A 22,815-nucleotide genomic window follows, 5' to 3' on the forward strand; every position below is an offset into this window, starting at 1 on the left:
AGCTGTCAAACCTGCCAACTTGCAGGCTTCCGAATAATTGCCTGAAAAAAGCTTTGTTTTTTTCAATTGAATCAATCCCATAAAGAGAGGGCATCCTTTATGGAATGCCCTCTAAACTTTTTGCTGCAGACAATACTTGTTTTTTATAAAAACCTGCTGTGGTTTTGCTTAAAACCTGCTGTGGTATTACTCAAAACCACACGTGCTTTTGGATGAAACCACGTGTGGTTTGCATCGAAACCACACGTGGTTTTCTGAAAAGATCAGATTTTGTTAAATCCAGCGTCTTTTATTGCTTTTATAATGCGACTGCCGGCACGGTAATTAACACCTACTTTTTTAATGGAAGCAGCACTTACTTTCGCAACCTCCAGTTCGCCGGTACTGCTTATTGATGGGTAAAGACTGCCTATTTTTTCCAGTCTCACAATTCTTCCCTGAGAAAGCTTGTCTTGTATTACATTTTCCAGAGCAATAATAACACCGCGGATATCTGCTTCGGAAAGAGCACTGAATCGTTCAATATCTTTTACCAATTCATCGATATCAGCTTCTTTGCCATTTACAATTTGAGCGTAAAACTTTTTTTCTCCGCCACCCACAACACCGGGTTGGCCTTTTTCTATCACTTTATAATCTAAAGACATGTTTTTTTGTTTTGATAATCGTAATCGTCTATATGGCTTCGCTGTCTGCAACAAACCCTCATGATTTTTTTTTTATTTGAGAGATTCTTAGAAAGCCAATATTTATTATTACGTATTAAGTTTTATCTTGCAGGCTCCATCGGCCTCCTCTTCCAGTTTTCTCGCTAAAGTGGGCCGGTTGATGACCAGCCGATGGTTTACCTCATTTTTCGTGAATGGTGTTTTTTTTATTCACGATTTATTCAAACGCTTGTGAAGCTAAGCATAATATTTTTATTTAGTAAAATAAAAATATTAAATTATTAGTCTGACAATAAAAAAAAATGTTCAGGCATACTGTCCAACCTCCTCATTGTATCTAAAATAGGGGGATGCAGCAAGACTGGCTTGAGATAAAAAAAGAAGCGATAAAAGATTCTCTCTTTTACCGCTCCATTCAAATTCCCATATTAATTTATGTTCTTATAGGGTCTTCTGCCATTTCCATGCCGAAAGCAGCGTTTCGTCGAGTGTGCTTTGTGCTTTCCAGCCCAATTCCTCATTTGCCAGGCTGGTGTCGGCATATATCTTTTCAATATCGCCTGCACGGCGGGCTGCAATTTTATGAGGCACCTTTTCGCCGGTTGCTCTTTCGAACGAGTTTATGATTTCGAGTACCGAAACTCCGTTTCCGGTACCTACATTAAAATACTCGTAATTCTTCTTGTTTTTGTTCTTCAACAAGCGTTCAATGGCTGTAACGTGAGCCTTGGCCAAATCTACTACGTGAATGTAATCACGAATTGCCGATCCGTCGGGCGTATCGTAATCATCTCCAAACACACTTAATTCGGGGCGGATTCCTGCAACGGTTTGTGTCAGGTAAGGAATTAAATTGTTAGGCACTCCCAATGGCAGCTCACCAATTTTAGCCGTTTCGTGCGCCCCAATCGGATTAAAATACCGCAATGCGATTCCTTTTAAATCCGGATTGGCAGCAATGGTATCCCGAATAATATCTTCGCAAATGGTTTTGGTATTTCCGTACGGAGATTCGGCCTCTTTGCGCGGCGTTTGCTCGGTTACAGGCAATTTATCGGGTTGTCCGTACACCGTACACGATGATGAAAATACAAGATTTGGCACCTTGTATTCAATCATGCTCTCCATAATATTTAGTAAAGAGTTCAGGTTGTTGTTGTAATACATCAATGGTTTTTCGACCGATTCGCCAACGGCTTTCGAGGCCGCAAAATGAATGATCGCTTCCAAATCAGGATGTCTCTGAAAGAAATCCTTTACTTTTTGTTTGTCCGTTAAGTCAAACTCTTCAAATTTCGGACGAATGCCTGATATCTCCTGAATCTGTTCCAACACTTCAACTTTCGAATTCGAAAAGTTATCGACTATGACTACCCCGAAGCCACTGTTCTGCAATTCAACAACGGTATGTGAACCAATAAAACCGGTGCCTCCGGTAACAAGGATTTGTTTGCTCATGTTTATATTATTTTTTACTATTGCTCTCTTTGCGACTTCTGTTTCAGCTTAAGGTCTTCGCGGTAAACAAGACCGTAAAAAGAAACATAATCGGACAACAAAGGAAACAATAAAATTTTAATTATTTGAATAAATACAGCAATCACCTGCATCTGAAAGGATACAAACAATAACTTCTTTCGTGATTTTAAACCAGCACTGTCCTATTTCTTTTTTGCATTGGGCCATCTGCCCAAACCCAACATCAATTCTTGTCTTGAAACAAGAAAGGAAGCAAAAAAATAAATGCTTCAGATCATCAACAAATTAACAATTGAAAGCAGCTTAGTCGTAAAATCAGCTCTTTTTGCTTAACTGGTCAAGATATTCGCTTGGTGTTATGCCTGTAAACTTCTTAAATATCCTGTAAAAAGAGGTTTTTGAATTGAATCCGCATTCTTCTGCAATGGCCAGCAAAGTGAAACCACGACTCTGAGGATCTTTCAAACGAATCTTTATTTCCTTTACTCTAAGAGAATTAACAAAATCATTAAAATTTACATGCAAAGCTTCCCGCAATGTGTTCGACAGATGTGTCTCACTCCACCCTATCTGATTTGCCAACTGTCCTTTCGTTAAGCGTTTATCCTTATACAGGGCTTTTTGATCCATAAAATCATTCAATTCTTTCGCCAATCGGGCCCATTCACTATTCGGCTGAATCCGTAAAGAATCAGCCGGCACATCTTTTTTTCCGCCTGTCGTTTTTTTATGTTTCCCTGACCTGCCTCCGGAGCTTCGCTTTTTCACCCAAACAAAATACAATACCAATGCTGTAACAAGCAGTAAAAAACCGTAAAAAAGCCATGTATACTGTTCCCAATTTCGCGTTACATGAATTCTTACAACTTTTGGCGTTTCGTTCCATTTTAAATGATTGTTGGAAACAAGTACCTCCAACTTATAGTCTCCCACTTTCAGCTTTGGGACCTGAATTTCGTGCACTCCCGACGCTAAGCTTGTCCAGGCTGAATCCAGGGATGCGATCCGATATCGAAACCTGTTTTTACCGGGCTCAATAAAAGACATTGCCGCCAATTCAACTACCAGGTTCTGAGCGGTATTTTTAATCTCTACACTCAGTTCATTTTTCTGTGCATCTTTGTAATTGGCAATGGGATAGATACCTTGAGCAGAAGAAATTTGAGTAAAACAAAGCTCAGGGATGTACTCATTGAATACCAAATGATAAGGATTGAAACTATTTAAACCATTATTTCCTCCAAAGCACATGATCTCTTTGCCATCGGAACAAGCCACCTTGTATTCAAAAATATTAGCCTGCAAACCATCCTCCTGACTAAAATTGGCCATTTGACTGTTCTCCACATCAAAACAACACAGTCCGTTATTGGTGCCCAACCACAATCTGTTCAGTGAATCCTGCTGAATACTCAAAATCACATCACCGGGCAAACCATTCTCTTTGCCAAAGCTTGTAAACGAATTGGTGGCTTCATTAAACAAGTTTAACCCATTTCCTGTTCCAATCCACAGCTGTTCCTTCCTGTCCTGAAAAACAGCATAAATTCGATTGTTGCTGATACTCCCCGCTTCCTGGTTCTGCTGATAGGTAATAAATTTTTCCTGTCCCTTCACCAAACGCCCCAAACCTTTTAAATGACTGCCAACCCACACGTCACCATTTTTTGTTTGGTGAAGCACTTTTAAATTGGTGCTGTTTAAGTTGTTCTCCTCTTCGGTAAACAATTGCGTTTTGTGCTGCTTCGGATTCCACTTCCAAAGGCCTTTATCTATTTCGGAAAACCAATAATTTCCATCCTGATCTTCCATGATCTCAAAGACACCCTTGCTAAAGTTAATTTCTCCGCCGGCAGTAAATGGTTCGAATCTGTCTTTTCCCTTATTGTACTTCAGCACCCCGCCATCGGTGCCAAAAAAAACATTTCCTTTTGAATCAACACAGGCGGTGCGAACGGCGTTCAATTTTTGCCGGTTCTTACTCCCTTTTTCTATTTTGTAGGATGTAAAACCTTTGGTTTCAGGATCAAAACAATTGATTCCATCCATTAAAGTGCCGATCCAAATCTTAGCATCGGGATGAGCTGCGGCTGCCCTAAGAGTGTTATCTACCAATGAATTCTTATCGTCAGGAATATTTTGGTAGAGATCAAAAACAAACTTAGTGGGGGCAAAATAATTTACTCCCTGCATTGTAGCTACCCAAAAACTCCCCGATTTTTCGGAAAGAAATGACAAAATCGTATTGCTGGAAATAGATCCGGGATGCAATGGATGCTTTTGATAATGCCTGAATTCTTCGGTTTCCCTGTTAAAACAATCCAAACCCTTCTTGGTTCCGATCCATAAATTGTGACCCTGATCTTCGCCGACAGCTGTCACGAAATTATCTGATAAACTAAGGGAGTTCTCTTCTGAATTTCTGAATACTTTAACAGTTCCCAATTCGGAATTGTATCGATTCAAGCCATTCACCGTTGCAATCCACATCACTCCCCCGTGATCTTTAAAAAGAGCTTCTACAAAATTGGAACTTAACTCCCCCTTTCTTTCCCGATGATTTAGAATTTGTTTCTTTTTCCGGGCAATATCCAAAATGCTAATGCCGTTGCCGGCAGTTGCGATCCACAGTTTTCCATCAGCGGCAAAACACAGATCATTGATGATCCGCTCTCCCTTCGTATATTTTATCGTTTTACTTGTAAAAGGAAAATGCGGGTATTGAACAAACCTGTTTTCTTTTGAATTGAATTGATACAATCCATTTCGGGTTCCTGCCCAAATCGTGTTATCCTCTCCAACAACAATATCATTCACATACAAACTTTGATCTCCTTTTTCCTCATATGGCAGCAAAAAATGCTTTATTTCTTCAGAATAAGGATCCAGTTTCAAAATTCCGTTTGGTGTCCCGATCCAAATCTTTCCATTCTTATCCTCACAGATCGAATTGATTCTTTGATGGGCAATTTTATCCTTATAAATATCAGGCAAAGAGTAAGTTTTCATTTTATATCCGTCAAAACGATTGATTCCCTCTTTGGTGCCTAACCAAATAAAGCCTCTTGAATCCTGAAGCATCGAATAAACAACATTGGAATTCAATCCTGACTTTACATTCAGTTTTTGAAAGCGCAACGGCTCATTTTGTGCTTTTGCATGGCACACAAACAGAATTAAAATGAATATTAAAACGGATTTACAAGCTTTCATTTCCTTTTAAACGATCTTAAATTTTATTCACTTTTAAATAGCATCCTAAAATTAACATTTCCTTATTTACCTATCAATTGAACTTTTATAATCGTACAAAATTGCCCCCTAAAGTAACTAAACCTCAGAGAGCAATTTTCCCAAATGAATGATAATTGCCAAACGGCACTTATACATCTTACTGATAATATGATCTTATATCAGAACACCTATGTCTAAACATTGCTGCTCTGCTTAGCTCTTTTCACTCAAACTCTTTCTTCTGCGAAGCGCCTCCAGATAATAGTAATCTGCATATATTAAAGCAACATCAATTTCATTCCCTTGTGGTTTTGCTCCCGTACTGTGCAATAAAAATGCATCGTTCACATTTTTTGCCGAATAAGCCGGCGATGCCAGAGAATTAAGAATTGCATCAGCCGCGGCACGATATCTTTTCTGTAATTCGGTTGTTTTCACCAAACTACTTAATTCAATCAAACCTGAAGCAGCTATTGCAGCTGCCGAAGCATCGCGGGATTCTCCTTTTTTCCCTGTTAAACTAAAATCCCAGTAAGGAATGTAATCTTCAGGCAAACCTGCAATGTAACGCTCAGACACTTTCTTTGCAAAATCGAGAAATTTCGGATCGCCTGTTTCGCGGTACACCATGCTGTAACCATAAACGGCCCATGCTTGTCCTCTGGCCCAAACGCTTTCGTCGGCATACCCCTGCGAGGTATTCTTATTTCGAACCGCTCCTGTATTCTCATCATACTCTACCACATGATAACAGGAAAAATCATCTCTAAAATGGTTTGCCATAGTTGTTTCAGCATGCTTCACGGCAATATCCCTGTAAACAGGATCTCCGGTCTCTTTTGATGCCCAAAACAAAAGTTCCAGATTCAGCATATTATCTATGATGGTAATGTGCTCTTTCCATTGCGGGTGCAACTCGTTCGACCATGATTTAATGGTTCCCACTTTTGGATTAAAACGGGTAATCAGAGATTTTGCAGACTGAATCAATACATCCCGGTATTCCTTTTTACCGGTTAAACGATATGCCTGCCCGTAAGAACAGTACATCATAAAACCAATATCATGATGTTCCTTATTGTATTTGTAAGGCTCCAATGGTAATGTCCGCTTCAAAGCCTCCTCTTTCCAATACTCTTTATGAGTAATATCGTACATCTGCCAAAGTATACCCGGGTAAAAACCTACTGTCCATACCAAAACATCATTCTTAGGCATTTCCCAATGCGTATCGCCGCTTTCTATCAAACGGGGATGTGTGTTGTAATCGGTATGACCAGCTGCAGATTTTTTCAACTGCTCTTCGCAAAATTGAAATTGTTCTTCCAGATTAAAGCCAAGGCTTTCCTGAAATATCAGATTCTCCTTTTTTTCGGCAACAGATTGATTGGTCTTGGCAGACTTATCCATAAAATCACACGAGGGAATCAAAATTAGTCCCATTCCCACAGCTAACAGACTAAGGAATCTATTCGGAATTTGTAACATTCTACTCATTATTTGGCAAGCGAAAATCCATTCCCAGCAAAATTGAAGGGAATGAATATCGATTGTTAAATTATATTTGTACTGAACACTTAGAAACTAGAAATGAATTTACTCACCACTATTCCAGGCTGCAGATTGATCTAATAATTGATTGATAGTTACTTCTTTTAACGGAATGGGAAGCAAATTGTGCTTTTCTTCAATATTATCGCATTGGCGGTAATACCATGAAGAAGAAGCAATACCATAACTTAACATGTCCTGTCTCAACACTTCCATATTAGTCAACAGTCTACCCCAGCGAATCAAATCATGTTTACGAATTCCTTCGAAACAAAATTCACGCATTCTTTCGTCCATCAATTCTGCAAAGAAATCCTCTTGCGAAGCAACCAATGCCGGATCAATATCCGCCAATCCCGCACGATTTCTTACGGCATTCAAATAAGGAATTGCTTCACCGGTTCTGGTCAATTCATTTAAGGCTTCCGCTTTCATCAACAGGATGTCGGAATAACGCAGGTAAGGATAATTGATTCCGGTAAAGTTCTTATCAATGGCTCCTGTTTCAAGAATCTTATATCCAAAAGTTCCATCACCATTGTCTACTTTGTCAACACGACGGAATTTTCCCGGATACCAATTCGTTTTATTGCTTTCCTTTAGTACAATCACTTTTCCTTTGTTGTCCACTTTCCAATCGGCGATACTCCACTCATAACGATTGTCATTAGCGGCATCAAATTTATCAATCATTGTAATGGTTGGATAATAAAAGGCATAAGCATACGGATTGGAATTTCCGTTTGCATCGGCATTGGGAAGAGCAATTGCCACTCCGTTTAAGTTTCCGATACGGCCATCTTCTCTGATTCCCTGAGGACGAAGATTTCCAAACTGAATCTCAAAAATCACTTCTTTGTCATCATTCTTATCGGTTATCTCGTTTAAAAACACCTGCTTGTAGCTTGGCAGCAGTTCATGATAACCTGTATTGATCACCGAATCGCAATGGTTAAGTGCCAACAGATAAGCATCGTGCTGCTGAAGAGGTTTCCCTGCCATGGTCATATAAACACGTGCCAGCAAACCATGAGCGGCAGTGCGTGTAGCATGTCCGTACTGTGCTTCCGCAGGATTGGGTAAATTCTGAGATGCAATTTCCAAATCCTCTATGATGAATTCATACACTTCTGACGCAGGTGTTTTTGCTATATTATTAGCTGCACCTCCTTCGGTAACAGGCTTTTTACGCAAAGGCACATCACCCCATAAACGAACCAAATCGAAATAATAAAAAGCTCTCAGGAAATGTGCTTCTGCCAATAATTTTGTTTTAGTTCCTTCTTCGATATCAGCATCTTTTAATCTTGCTAAAAAGTAGTTCGCAGAATTAATTCCTTTGTACAAAGTCATCCATGCCTTCTCGATATTGTAAGTGCTGGAATTATTCATATACAAAGCAACGGCCCAGCTTACATTGGTTCTATTATATACCGCCTCGTCTGTTCCGTTTGTGAAATTCATCGACAAAAGACTGCCATACAAAGCATCACTGGCAATATCACTATATACAGCAGTAAGAGCCAGACGTGCTTCTTCTTCTGTTTTGTAAAACGTCTCAGGACTAATCGATGAGAAAGGCTCCTGATCTAATTCGTCATGGCATGATGTTAGTCCTAAAATCAATATAGACAGACTAAGCATCCAGGTTATATTTATTTTCATTTTCTTCTGTTTTGGGAGACAAAGGATAAAAACAACTCCTTTGTCTCTTGTTTCTTACACTATATTATTTGTGCAATGCAAATGCTTTTGATTAAAATCCCAATTCAACACCAAAAGTTACGGTCGAACTGATCGGGTAAGCAGAATAATCCAATCCTGGAGTCAGCGCACCATATTTACCAACTGAAACCTCCGGATCGAATCCTGTGTACTTCGTCCAGGTAAACAGGTTTTGTCCTGATGCATACACACGTGCTTTGTTGAACATTGTTTTTTTCAACAAATTCTTATTGAAATTATATCCCAGACTTACTGTCTTCAATCTGATGAATGATCCATCCTCTACAATACTGGTTGAAACCAAATTACCTGCAGCAGGACCTCCGAGAATATTATTCTCTCCACGAATAATATGAATATCATTTGTTGGATTATTAGGAGTATAACGATCAGCAACTGAGGCATAATAATTATAGTTGGATCTTAGCTCAGGATTTTCGAAATCAATACGGTTTGCATTCAACACATCATTGCCGTATGACCACTGAAAGAAGATCGATAGATCAAATCCTTTGTAACTGAAGTTATTGGTGATACCTCCAAAGTGCTTTGGCAGTGGATTACCAATTACAGTCCGGTCTTTCTCATTGATGGTTCCATCATGATTCAAATCTTTAAACTTAACTGCTCCTGGAATAACCTGCTTATTTCCATTGTCAGCAATTCCGTCTTTCAACACATAACCAGTACCATTTTCGTAGTTAAAATCATCAACCTGATACAATCCTTCAGAAATCAAACCATAAATCTGACCAACCGGCTGTCCTACTCTGGTTAAGTATTCGTATTCGGAATATTTGAAATAATAATCAGCATTCCAAGGCAAATCTGCCTGACCATCATTTAAAGCAATACATTTATTTCTGTTGAAGGAGATGTTGAATGATGTGCTCCACTTAAAGTTCTCATTTTCGATATTACGGGATGTAAAACCAAATTCAAGTCCTTTGTTCTCAACCTCTCCAATATTTCTCCATGCACTGTTAAATCCTGTACTTGGTGCAAGATCTGCATTGATCAGCAAATCTTTAGTATTCTTCTTGTATAAATCCAAAGTAAGACTCAAACGGTCATTAAAGAATGAAGCATCCATACCAAGATTGTATTGTGTAGTGGTTTCCCATTTCAGATTTTTATCAGCTACATTTTGATGTTCTACACCTTTCTGATAGCTGCCTCCAAACTCATAACCGCTGTATTCACTAACACCCATCTGAGAAAAAGCACTGTAATCACCTACCTTATTGTTTCCTGTCTCACCCCAACCTGCTCTCAACTTAAGATTAGAGAAGAAATTTAAATCCTTAATGAATGACTCCTCAATCAATCTCCATCCTAAGGAAACAGCAGGAAAATAACCCCATTTGTTATCTCCAAGGAAACGTGAAGAACCATCGGCACGCATTGTAGCAGTAAATAAATACTTCTCTCTGAAAGTATAATCCAAACGGGAAAAGTAAGAGATAATTGTACTTTTGCCTTTATAAGATACAGGCAGCAAAGGTGCTGTACCTAACTCCAATCCGTCAATTCCAAGACTTCCAATTGGCATTAATGTATTTGCTGATTCAAAAGAATCATACGTTTTTGATGACATTTCCTGACCAATTAAAGCATCAAATTTATGCCCGCCCGAAAGTGACTTTTTATAATTCAACACATTTGAAGAAGACAGGATATAATAACGGCGATCTGTTAGTCTGCCGTTAATTCCTTTTATTCCGTATGTTCCTTCGTAAGTATCCTTGCCCTGAAACAATGATTCACGACGCTGATCGGTAACATATCCGCCATTCATGCGCAAAGTCAACCCTTTAACCAATTCAAAATCAGCCGTTATACTACTTCTAAACACATCCAATTCTTTTATTCTATCAGTGTTTGCAAGTGTTTTTACAGGATTGAAACGAAGATTATTTCTATCGTCCGGATCAACTCCGCCTTCCATACCATCATCATTTACAGGATCAACCGGACGGAATGAGATCGCATCTTTTAAAATACTCACACGGTTACTTCCTGAAACCGTTTCACCCTCTTGTTTGATGTGTGAGTAGTTTACATTGAATCCGATCTTGATTTTATCCGTTAGATTATGATTCAGCTTTAAGCTTCCATTGTATTTTTTGTAGCCGGTATGAATCATCGTTCCTTCCTGGTTCATGAAATCCAATGAGGCATAATGTTTTGTTTTTTCGTTTCCGCCACTCATACTCACATTGTGATTTTGAATAATTGCTTCACGGAAAATTTTATCCTGCCAATTGGTTGATTTTGCATCACGATACAATTCAGGATCAACCCAATGTTCTTTAAAGCTTTCCAAATAAGAGCCACCTTGTCCTACAGCAACTTCCTCCTGTAATTTTACAAAATCGTATGCACCCATTACATCCACACGGTTAGGGACCCATTGCACCCCAACTGAACTTCTGACATTAATACGGGTGGGACCTGCTTTTCCACCTTTTGTGTTGATAATCACAACACCATTTGCTCCACGCGATCCGTAAATTGCAGTGGCCGAGGCATCCTTCAGCACATCAAAACTCTCAATATCACCAGTATTAATCGTACCGGCATCGAAATTCTCCATCGGAATTCCATCAATAACATATAAAGGAGAATTATCCCCGGTTACTGAATTTCCGCCACGGATTACAATTTGCATTCCCGAACCAGGAGTACCATCCGAAGCCATAACCTGCACCCCGGCCATACGACCCGCTAATGCCTGATCGAAATTAGCTACCGGTGATTTTGCCAGCTCTTCAGCTTTTACCGAAACAATTGCTCCTGTAACATCTTTAATATTCTTTTTCGCATAACCGACTACAACAACCTGATCCAATTGCTGCATATCCGATGCCATTACAATATCCAAGTTGGTTTTATCTCCAATTGTAATCTGCTGCGTTTCAAAACCGATAAAAGAAACTACAATAACAGCATTCTTACCTACATTGATCTGAAACTTACCATCAATGGAAGTTACGGTTCCATTTGTTGTTCCTTTTTCAAGGATACTAACTCCCGGTAATTCCATACCAGTATCGTCTAATACTGTCCCACTTATTAGTTTTCCTTGTGCATACGACAAAGAGGTCGTGAATGCAAGCACCAATACCAGTAAGTATTGTACTGCATTTCTCATTCTATTTTTTGATTTAATGAAGTTCATTTTCCCAAATTAAGATTGTTCATATCAGTTCGTTTATTTACGAACGGCTGTAACTTTCACTTTTGACAGAAAACATGTTCTTGTCAAATTCTTTAAAGAGTTTCCACTATGTATGGAACGAAAAGCAATCACAATGCTTTTGCCCATATACTTTTTCAAACTAATTGTCCTCTCAACGGCCTGATCTTGTTTATGGATACTTTCCAAATACAATTCATCCCACTGAGCTGTTTCCACATCGTCTGCGTAATTTTCCGAAATCAATACTTTCAACTCATTAGCATGATCCGTTCCGTATTTGGAATAGGCTTCGATTAAAAGTTCTGCTTTCTTACAATTCTCAAGTCCGATAATTTCCGATACCAACCAGTCATCATTCACCTGTTTGCCGGGAACCATAACGACTCCTCTTTTCGGGCTCCCGTCAATATCGTTCACACTCCAGTTTCCCCATCTACCTGTCCATTTTTTATTGTCAGCCTGAACAGGCTCCCCTTTTAGACTAATGGCAGTAAAATTTCCTGTCTTTGTTTCTCCGGCAGCAGGATTTAGGTCTTGCCAGCCATCTTCAAAAATCACTACATTCCCTTTGGTTTTTTCCTTTTCTGCTTTCGATGCGGCAAAACCGGAAAAAGAATGCAGACAGGTGATAGATACCAGTAAAACTACTGGTATCATCCTTGTGATATATTGTTTCTTTGTAATATTCATCCTGCTTATTTTTGGGTTCCCATCACCTGGAAATTCAAGATATAACTTGTACGTGTCAAGTTCGTAAGTACTCCAGCATCTGAATCAAGAAGGAAACTTTCGTGACGAAGTGCTATTGTAACAACTTTGCCATCAAACTTGCTTAGGTCGATTACTCTGCTTTGAGCCTTTGTGAAATTAAAGAAAGTTTCGAAACTCACTTCTTCCCAAACGGCAGCGTCTACATCTCCGGCATAGTTCTCAGAAACCAATAACCTGAGGGTATTATTTTCTGAAGTTCCATAGCGGGAATACCCTTCAAGATTAAGATATGCATTCACATGACTGGTCAAATCAACATCCGAAGCAATCAACCAATCATCGTTCTCGGTTTTTTCAGGAATCATAACCGCTCCGCGAACAGTCGTACCATTCTGGTCAATAACAGACCAGTTTCCCCAACCGCGGGTCCATTTGTTATTTGTAGCTTGTTTAGGAGCTTCCTTCGCGCTGAACTCAATCATATTACCCAAACGTGTTTCCCCTGCTGCAGGCATCAGTTCATCCCATCCGTCTTCGAAAATGCTTTCAACAACGGCTGCTTTTACCGTAACGGCAATCACATTGGTGAATGTTGCCTCACCAGCAAGGTTCGCTGCAACTACAGTCATAGGATAATCACCAATGGCCAGTGTATTTCCTTCAGGCAATGAAATAACACCTGTGGCTTCATCAATGGCAAATTCTCCATAATTATCAAGAAGCGAATAAGCAGGTGTTGAACCAGCAACCGCAGGCACATCAGTAGCAAATGCAAAACCTTGGTTCAGGGTATAATTGGTACTGGCATAAGTCAGATCAGTTGCAATAATTGCCTGGATAGCGATAACCTCAAATGAAAGCGCATCGGCAAACTCAACACTACCGTGTTCGTTAGTCACAACTACAGTTAAACTATAGGTATCGATTGCCAATGTATGGCCTTCAGGCAATGATACAAGTCCTGTTGAAGGATCGATAGAGAAGGCTCCAAAATCATTCTTTAAAGAATAAGTAAACGGACCGGTTCCTTTACATGCGGCTTCCACTGATTGTTTAGCCTGTGTTTGCTGCACACCTAAATATGTTGTGGTAGAGTAAACAAGATCGTATGGTAAGGTTTGAACATCTATTCTCACCACTTCGTCAAACGTTTGCTCACCTGTTACATTTGCTGCCACTACAGATAGTCTGTATTCTCCGGCTTCGATTTTAGAATCTGCGGCCAAAGAAATTTCACCCGTTGCGGCATCGATCATGAAATCTGAAACTTCAGACAAAGCAAAAGTAACAGGTTTCGTTCCTTTAAATTCAGGAATTGCCGTTTTCTGTCCTTCAACACCACGCACAATAATCTGATTCAACGGACTGTACTGTAATCCTTCAATTGCTGAAGGAAGAATCGTCAGCTCAAATGCGTTTGGGAAAATAATCTCGCCTGCACCATTGCTCACTTTTATATCCAGGGAATAAGATCCTGCAATAAGTTGATTGCCGGCATTCAATTTTAGGATACCTGTTGTATCAACAATTTGAAATTCACCATCAACATAAACACCACCATCTTCTGCTGTGCCTCCGGCAATTGAATAAATTGGTTGGCTATCGGAAAATACTACAGGTATTGCCGACTCCATCACTTTTCCTTCATACACTTCTGTTACTGATGCGTAACGAAGATCACTTGGAGCCAAAAGCTCTTTGGCAGATTCACTTTCATCATCACATGAAAATGTAACCACCGAAAGTAAGGCAAATATTATTGCCAGCCAATTGGATCCAAAACGCCATTTGCTTTTACAATCGTTTGAATAATTCATTGAATTCACTTTTTTATAAAGATTAGTATTAGGTTTTCATACATTACTCATCGTTTCCGAAAACGACTGCGTAAATATATCCCAGCTGAAAAATCTTAAGGTGATACTTTTATTCAAAAAACATCCAATATCATTCAAACAGCTCACCTTGAACACCAAATACCAATGCGTCCGGACAATATTTGCATATCGCCGGACAATTTTGGATGCAAAAATATTAAAGTCTTACAGTTCTCAAAGTTTTTATGACCAATGCACAACAAACGAGTTTTATCCAAACAAATTTAAAGGGGGAAACAATACGTAAATAGAAGATGATTCTGCATCAACAAATCAAGTAGAGGAAAGAAGAAAACAGTCTGTGTATTTTGAGCGTGAAGAACACATCAGCAAACGCCAAGTCTGTAAATATGAGTTAAATAAAAAGAGAAATACAGTATTTGAAAGTGCTCTGCATTCCAACCTTCTGATTTACACAGGCAATTTCCGGCAAAGAAAAATGCTCTTCAATTAGAATTAAGAGCAACCCATGAGTGATAGTATGAACACTGCGAATTTACACCTCCCCTTTCGCGTAACGGGAAGGAGTTATTCCAAATTGATCACTAAAGCACTTACTAAAATAGCGCGGAGTTGTAAATCCAACAGAATAAGCCACCTCTGAAACACTAACTCCGGATTCGGACCGAAGCATGAATGCAGCCTTTTTCAATCGGCTGCTCAATATAAATTCATTAGGTGTTTGTCCGGTAATCCCCTTTATTTTAGCGTATAAACTAGTTCTTCCAAGGCACAGTTCTTTTGCAAACAGGTTCACATCAAACTTTGAATTATCCAAATGCTTTTCAACAACTTCGGCTACTTTTTCCATTAGCTCGATATCGAGAGAATTTGTTGCTAATTTATTAATTCCTAAAGCAGGGTTTGTTAAAAACCTTTCCTGCAATAATTTTCTTGTATTGATTAAATTTCTGCATCTGGCCTGCAGCAACTGTCTGTTAAATGGTTTTGTGATGTAATCATCGGCTCCAATTTCCATTCCTTCAAGTTTATATTCCAAAGCATCTTTGGCAGTTAAAAGAACAACAGGTATATGACTGGTTATAAGATCAGTTTTCAACTTCCGGCACATTTCTGTTCCTGTCATCACAGGCATCATAACATCACTAATTATTAAATCCGGCTGATTCTCAATCGCTCTTTCCAAACCAAGCTGGCCATTCTCTGCTGCAATCACATTGTACTCATCAGCAAAAAAGGAGATCAATAAATCGCGCAGCTCAGCATTGTCTTCTACAATTAATAAACCGGCAGACTTTGGCAAAAGATTATCCATCTGTTTTTCAGGATCAACTGATTCCGAGATCTCCTCGGTAAGCAGTGCTGAATGCGAACTTATTTCGAAAGTTTGCTGCTCATCAAAAACCACTTTTTCGTTTTGGAAATGATCCTTCCCTAATGGCAGGTAAACTTCAAAGCAGGAACCTTCGTTCACTTTGCTTTCTACTTTTATTTTTCCACCATGCTCATCTACAATTCCCTTTGTTAATGCCAAACCAATACCAGACCCCAAATACTGGTGTTTTTGTTTATTTATGTTATCAACCTGATAAAAGCGATCAAATATTTTATCAATATATTCCTCCGGCATTCCTGATCCTGAATCGATTACCTTCACAACAACTTCAGTTGATGAAGAATCAACCATTAAATAAACAGATCCATCTTCGGGGGTAAATTTGAAAGCATTTGAGAGCAAATTAAACAATACCTTCTCTAACTGACGGGCATCGAACCAAAGTAGAATGTATTTTTGATGGCACACCATTTTATAGTTAATCCTTCTTTTTACAGCATACTCACTAAATGATTCAAAAACAGCCTTGGAAAAGCCGATAAAATCATACTGGTTAATATGCAATTTCATGTGTCCCAATTCCTGTTTTCTAAATTCAAGAAGCTCATCAACCAACTTCTTCAATCGAAAGGAATTTTTGTAAGCTACAACTATTTTATTATGAATTTTTGATGCAATTTCCGACTCATCCAACAAACCTTCCAACTGACCCAGTATTAAGGTAAGAGGTGTTCTAAACTCGTGAGATATATTTGTAAAAAATCTAAGCTTAGAATGATTCAACTCTCTTATCCGCTCTTTATCAATCTGTTCCTTCTTGAGATTCTCTTCTAAAAGTGCTTTCGATATTAGCATTCTATTGATGTAAAACAGAACCGCCAAAACAATTGCCAGATAAATTAAATAAGCCCACCAAGTATTATAAAAGGGTGGATCAATACTAATATCCATACGGGTATCTGCTCCAATACTTCCATCCCGATGTTTTTCCCTTACTCTAAAAGTATAATTCCCCGGTTTAAGATTGGTGTAACTCACGGTTCTCCGGTACCCGGCATCAACCCATTCTGTATCGAACCCCTCCATTTTATACAAATATTGGGATTTGTTCGCTTTTAAATAATTGAAAGAAGTAAAATCAAAAGAAATCACTGAATGTCTGTAATTCAGACTGATTTTCTTTGTATAGGCCAAAGTCTGACTCAGAATTTCTGTTTCGTCATTGGGTTTCACTTCCTTATTATTCACCCGAAGGGCCGTGAAATAAAGTGGATGAGTAATGCTTTGATTTTGCAATTCCTTTTCGTAAAAAGACACCATCCCATGAATGCCACCGACAAAAACTTCGCCATCACTTGTAATGTAAAGCCCTCTCTCATTGATTTCACTTAAAGGAAATCCATTCTCATAATCATACCCCCTAAAACTATTCTCTTCCACATCGAATCTACTGATTCCTTTGCTGGTAGCAACCCACAAAAAACCATATCTTGATTCTGCAATTCCATAAATAAAATCGGAAGGCAAATCGTACTCGCTGCTTGAATAAGTAGTGAAGCTGTTGTTTTCAGGATGATATCGATTCAACCCTCCTCCAGCGGTAGCCACCCATATTCTTCGCATATGATCCTGATAAATCTGGTAAACAGAATTGCTGCTGATACTTTTTGTATCGTGAGGATTTTTGCGAAAATTACTTAAAGACCCGGTATTTAAATCAAGTACGCTTAAACCCTTTGTTTCAGAACCAATCCACAAACACTCATTTTTGTCCAAAAGCAGGGCCAATATTTTCTGCCCAACAAGCTTTCGTTCTTCCTCATCTTCAAAAAAATCTGTAAAATGTTCACTGACCGGATCAAACAAAATAACTCCTTGGTTCGTTCCCAGTAATAATTTCTTTTTGTATGGAATTATTGCTGATATCACATTGCTTGGAATGGAAAGAGGCTGATTTTCATCCTTTAAATATTTCTTAATGCGTTTGCTTTTTATATCCAACACATTTAAACCGCCTAAATGTGTTCCAATCCATAAACAATTTTCCTTGTCGAGATATAAGCTCTTCGCATTATTATTGGATAAACTGGTACTGTTATCCCCTTTCGTGATATAAGTGAAAGTATTATGTTTCCGATCATAAAAATTAACCCCTCCTCCTTCTGTTGCAATCCAAAGATTCTTGTTGTCATCTTCCAGCATGGATCCAACCACTCTGTAGTTAATTGATTTATTCTGGTCTGGGTCAGCTACAAAATATCGGAAAATATTCGTCCTTGGATTATAGATATTTACACCGCCAAAATAAGTTCCAATCCATATACTGCCTTCCTGATCGCGAAACATTGTATAAATGGAATTGTGACTTAGCGCATTGGGGTTTTTATCCGATTGGTAATAATTGGAAAATTGTTTCTTTTCCAGATCAAGTACACTAACACCCAAAAAAGTACCAATCCATATTCGTCCTTGCTTATCTTCGGTAATGTCGCGAACTACATCATGCGGCAAACCGGAATTTTTATTATAATGAGCTGCTATACTATCATTTTGAAGGCAATATACTCCATCTTCTTTTGTTCCTACCCAAATAATATCCTGTAAGCTTTTGTAGATGCAGGAAATTTCTTTGTCTAATAGAGTTTTTAGCTCTGATCCTTCATATGAATAGCTTAAAAGTCCCTTATCATCAGTGCCTAACAGCAATCCTCCATCTGAATCTTCATAAACAACGGTAATGTTAGTTTGCTCAGGTACAATTTGTTTTTCAAGAGTATAAGTCCCTGTTTTTTCATCGAAACAGTACAATCCCTGTTTTGTCCCAACCCAGATATTTTCTTTTCCAACATAAAAGCAATTCACTTCGGAATTAGGATAATTTTTTAATTCTTCATTTTTTAAATCACGAACTGAAATGCCTTCAGAAGTGAGAATCCAAAGCTTATCGTTCTTATCAACCTGAAGATCCCGGATGTTGTTTCCAATCAAACTATTCGTATCTTTTCTATTGTGCCGGAATACCTCAATTTCGTAGCCATTGTATCGATTCAGACCATCACGTGTTCCGATCCAAATGGTTCCCAAACTATCCTGTTCCAGGGCTGTTACAGAAATTTGTGACAAGCCATCTTTCAAATCCAAATGATCAAAATAAACATCCTGACCAAATGAACTAAACACTCCCAGTAATAAAGTGAGTACAACAACAGCTTTTTTCATTTGCAATATTTTAATTTCCTTAGAAACTTAAATTTATAAATATTTCAGACAAGACACTAAAGCAAGGATGTACTCAAGTTTATCCAGTCTTTGAATTAAGATTATCTCAAAATTAATTATACAAACTAACAATTAATTCAATGAATAAAAAAAAGGCAAAGTCATTTTCAAAAGAATTCAACTTTGCCTTTAATCAAACAGATTAACAATTAGTTAATCGTCAATTATAAAATAAATCTCATTTAGCCAATTCCAAATTTTCATTCAAAGGCGTCAACTTTGGCAGCATCAGATGAATAATTAAAAGAATAACCAAATACAGCATTCCTGCCACTAAAAACATCCAAAAATAAAACGCATTGCCCGTTGCATCCAAACCTTGCCCAAGAGCAAAATCGACCAACATACCCGAAAGAGCACCTACCATTCCACCAATACCAACTACCGAGGCAATTGCCTTTTTAGGCATTACATCTGAAACAAGAGTAAATAAATTTGCTGACCAGGCCTGGTGTCCTCCTGAAGCCAAAGCGATCAAGGCAACAGCAATCCACACATTATCAGTTAAAGCGGCAAAAGATACCGGTGCAATACACAGCGCACAAATTAGTAAGGAAATTTTACGTGCGGCATTTAATGTCCAACCACGATTAATAAAAATCTTTGAAAGATACCCGCCCCCAATGCTGCCAAAATCGGCAACAATATAAATAACAACCAATGCTCCTCCAAGTTCTTTAATGCTGTCTAAACCAAACTTTTGTTTGAAGAAAATCCCGCTCCAGAACATAAAGAAGAACCAAACGGCATCGGTAATTTTACCAATAGCAAATGCCCAGGTCTGTTTTAAAGGTAAAACCCTGGACCAAGATAACTTTTCTGCTTCTTTTGGCTGATTACTATCCTCAGGCTTACAATCATGTAAAATATATGCCAACTCTTCCTTTGAAACCTTAGGATGCTCCTCTGGTCGTTTGTAAATTTTAAGCCATAAAACAACCCAAATCGCACTAAATGCTCCTGTAACAAGAAATGCAAACTGCCAATTATCACCATTTGCAGCAACAACCAATGGAATAATAGCTGGTGCCAATACTGCTCCAACATTCGATCCTGCATTAAAGATACCGGTAGCAAAGGCTCTGTCTTTTTTAGGAAACCATTCTGCTACTGTTTTTACCGCTGCAGGAAAGTTACCAGCCTCACCAATTCCAAGACCAAATCGTGCACTAATAAATCCGACCAATGCAAAAGCAGGACGAACTGCAGCATGTAATGCTCCAAAAATACTCCAGATAGCAATAGACAAAGTATACCCTATTCTAGTTCCAAACCGGTCAATTAAGCCTCCCATACTTATCATGCCAATTGCATAAGCAGCCTTAAAAGCCATATTAATATAACCGTAATCTGTATTTGTCCAACTAAACCGTTCCATTAAGGTTGGTCCTAATACTCCCATAATACTACGATCCATGTAATTAATCGTAGTGGCAAAAAAGAGCATTGCCAGAATTCTATACCGATAGCTTCCTGCTGGTTTTTCCATAGTTATTTTACTAATATTAATTCAATACGAAAAGTAATTTTCATTTATACTTTAGGCTCTTAATGATATCAAGAACCTTACCTGAAGCCTCTTGTGCGGGCTGATAATCAGAATGATCCACCCCCATTACAGCCTATTTTATTGAAACCATAACCGGAGAACTTAATTCTTCAGCTTGAGTCTTCATCAAATCCTCAAAATTTTTCTGTTCTGCCCATTTTATGTTTTCTTGTTCCCATACAGCAAAAAAGTAATGAGTGGCTGTCTGATTATTTTTAATCTTCTGAGTTACGAAATGTGTTTGCCCCACAGGTTGATTCCAGCGACTCCCCTTTACTATTTCTTCACTCAAAACGGGAGCATCACCTTCGCGTACTTTTTCATCTGATTTTAATAAAATTCCCATTCCTAAATAATCTTCATGCATGGATTGAATGTCATGAGTGGCAACAGCTGAAAATTCGCTATTCGCTGAAAATGAGAATGGCTTGTTGTTCTTTAAATAACTGGTTACAATCCCCACTGCCAATTCTGCTTCATCATCCAATCCTTTCACCAGCACATCACTCTGAAACCAATATTTACCAGCCCATACACTTATTTTTTCCTGAGCATCCAATTTCACACCATCAACAAGCCAACCTTTCAAATTTAACTCGAAAACGGACCGTACAGGACCACGAGTTATCAATTGAAACTCAAAAGAATCCACTGAACCCAAGCGATACAAAGAATCTTTATGGAATAAAGCCAATCCTCCGGCACCCAATGACGGACCAACGTGCAATACGTCCATTCCCCAATCAGAAAGTTCGTGATACGACCCACTTTCCTGGGTTCCAATCTTATCCATAATCATTTCAGGAGCCAGTTTTCCGAATAAATCTTTGGCATTTCTACAATCAAAATAGTTTCGGAATCCCATAATGTCATTTTCCCAACTTACACTCTCTGCCTGATAAATTACAGGCAGCCCCATAAATCCTTTGGGTGATAAAGCATAATCTGTTCCTTCAAATCCCTCTTCGATTGAACCGACACCCAATCTAACATTCGTGCGCATCTGATATTTCGGCGCTTTTTCCGGCAACATGAAATTGACTCTTACTTTTTTAACTTCGCCTGCCTCAAAATCACAAACCAAAGCCAGTTCATCCCACTTTCCATCCTGATCAATATCATCAATCTGGCAAGGTATTGTATTTCCTTCTTCATCGGTAACAACCGGCAATTTAGCCTCTGGTATTTCTCCAACTAATTTCTTTACATCTGCCCTGTTAACAACAACAGGTGCATCTTTACGAGCCTGTGCCATTTCATTCTTTAACTCAAGCACAGGAGACGAGCTGCATGCACTTAAAATCACAGCCGTTACAGCGGCAAAAAAACAAGATTTTATCATACTAAGTATTTTATTTTCTGAAACACAAATGTATTTGATGTAATAAAAAAGGAATATAAAGAGTATGAATGCGCTCCTCATCCCTTCCTTTACAACTTACTATTCTTCATTCGAAGGCTTGCCAATGGTTGCCAAAATACCACCATCAACGTAAACCACATGTCCGTTTACAAAATCGGATGCCTTTGATGCAAGGAATACTGCTGTACCTCCCAAATCTTCAGGATCTCCCCAACGTGCAGCAGGTGTTCTGCTAATAATGAACTCGTTAAAAGGATGACCGTCTTCGCGGATGGCGGCTGTTTGTGAGGTTGCAAAATATCCAGGTCCGATTCCATTGGTCTGAATACCATATTTTGCCCACTCGGTAGCCATGTTTTTAGTCAGCATTTTTAAACCGCCTTTTGCCGATGCATAAGCACAAACGTCGTTGCGTCCCAGCTCACTCATCATCGAACAGATGTTGATGATTTTTCCTTCGCGGCGTTCAATCATTTTTCGTCCAACATATTTGCCCATGATGAAAGGACCTACCAAATCGATATCAATTACCTTGCGGTAATCTTTCACTTCCATATCCTGCATTGGCACCCGCATGATAATACCTGCATTGTTTACCAAAATTCCAATCGGTCCGACTTCTGCCTCTATCTGGTCAACACCCGCAATTACTCCGGCCTCATCTGTTACATCGAAAATGTAACCTTTACAATCAATGCCTTTTTTTGCGTAATCGGCGATTCCGCGATCCAGATTTTCTTTCGAAATATCATTTACTACAATCTGAGCGCCTGCTTCGGCCAATGCTGTTGCGATAGCCATTCCAATACCATGAGTAGCTCCGGTTACCAAAGCAACCTTGCCGTCCAACTTAAATAAATCCAAAATCATAACTTATATT

The 22,815-nt window shown here is 38.8% G+C and carries 12 protein-coding genes; all 12 read right to left on the bottom strand.

Features of this window, described 5'->3' with window-relative positions; translation table 11 throughout:
* Positions 1 to 263: 263 nt before the first annotated feature.
* The 12 genes from ACKU4N_RS14705 to ACKU4N_RS14760 all read right to left on the bottom strand — a co-directional run bounded on the left by ACKU4N_RS14705 (position 264) and on the right by ACKU4N_RS14760 (position 22,805).
* Entirely contained in the window at positions 264 to 647 is a 384-nt protein-coding gene (locus tag ACKU4N_RS14705; RefSeq protein ID WP_321317550.1) for an HU family DNA-binding protein, read from the bottom strand.
* 462 nt (positions 648 to 1,109) lie between these two features.
* Positions 1,110 to 2,126 (bottom strand): UDP-glucose 4-epimerase GalE, encoded by a 1,017-nt coding sequence (gene galE / locus ACKU4N_RS14710; RefSeq protein WP_321317552.1) that lies wholly within the window; start codon positions 2,124 to 2,126, stop codon positions 1,110 to 1,112.
* A 336-nt stretch (positions 2,127 to 2,462) separates the two neighbouring features.
* A complete protein-coding gene (locus ACKU4N_RS14715) occupies positions 2,463 to 5,360 on the bottom strand; it encodes a two-component regulator propeller domain-containing protein (RefSeq protein WP_321317554.1) in 2,898 nt (965 codons plus the stop codon).
* Between the two features lie 234 nt (positions 5,361 to 5,594).
* A complete protein-coding gene (locus tag ACKU4N_RS14720) occupies positions 5,595 to 6,869 on the bottom strand; it encodes a glycoside hydrolase family 88 protein (RefSeq protein WP_321317556.1) in 1,275 nt (424 codons plus the stop codon).
* Positions 6,870 to 6,977: 108 nt separating this feature from the next.
* Entirely contained in the window at positions 6,978 to 8,597 is a 1,620-nt protein-coding gene (locus tag ACKU4N_RS14725; protein WP_321317558.1) for a RagB/SusD family nutrient uptake outer membrane protein, read from the bottom strand.
* Between the two features lie 91 nt (positions 8,598 to 8,688).
* Positions 8,689 to 11,811, bottom strand: coding sequence for a SusC/RagA family TonB-linked outer membrane protein (locus tag ACKU4N_RS14730; RefSeq protein ID WP_321317560.1), 3,123 nt, complete (start codon positions 11,809 to 11,811; stop codon positions 8,689 to 8,691).
* A gap of 60 nt (positions 11,812 to 11,871) precedes the next feature.
* Complete coding sequence (locus ACKU4N_RS14735) at positions 11,872 to 12,516, bottom strand: hypothetical protein (protein ID WP_321317562.1); 645 nt, start codon at positions 12,514 to 12,516, stop codon at positions 11,872 to 11,874.
* Between the two features lie 38 nt (positions 12,517 to 12,554).
* Positions 12,555 to 14,387 carry a surface glycan-binding family protein gene (locus tag ACKU4N_RS14740; RefSeq protein ID WP_321317564.1) on the bottom strand — a complete coding sequence of 611 codons (1,833 nt, stop codon included), beginning with the start codon at positions 14,385 to 14,387 and terminating at the stop codon, positions 12,555 to 12,557.
* 556 nt (positions 14,388 to 14,943) lie between these two features.
* Positions 14,944 to 18,963 (bottom strand): hybrid sensor histidine kinase/response regulator transcription factor, encoded by a 4,020-nt coding sequence (locus ACKU4N_RS14745; protein WP_321317567.1) that lies wholly within the window; start codon positions 18,961 to 18,963, stop codon positions 14,944 to 14,946.
* A 238-nt stretch (positions 18,964 to 19,201) separates the two neighbouring features.
* A complete protein-coding gene (locus tag ACKU4N_RS14750; RefSeq protein ID WP_321317569.1) occupies positions 19,202 to 20,512 on the bottom strand; it encodes an MFS transporter in 1,311 nt (436 codons plus the stop codon).
* 133 nt (positions 20,513 to 20,645) lie between these two features.
* Complete coding sequence (locus tag ACKU4N_RS14755; RefSeq protein ID WP_321317571.1) at positions 20,646 to 21,914, bottom strand: DUF4861 domain-containing protein; 1,269 nt, start codon at positions 21,912 to 21,914, stop codon at positions 20,646 to 20,648.
* Between the two features lie 99 nt (positions 21,915 to 22,013).
* On the bottom strand, positions 22,014 to 22,805 hold the full coding sequence (locus ACKU4N_RS14760; protein WP_321316921.1) for a gluconate 5-dehydrogenase: 792 nt from the start codon (positions 22,803 to 22,805) through the stop codon (positions 22,014 to 22,016).
* Positions 22,806 to 22,815 lie beyond the last annotated feature (10 nt).

Origin of the sequence: Labilibaculum sp. (assembly GCF_963664555.1) — a bacterium.
In the GTDB taxonomy this organism is placed as follows: domain Bacteria; phylum Bacteroidota; class Bacteroidia; order Bacteroidales; family Marinifilaceae; genus Labilibaculum.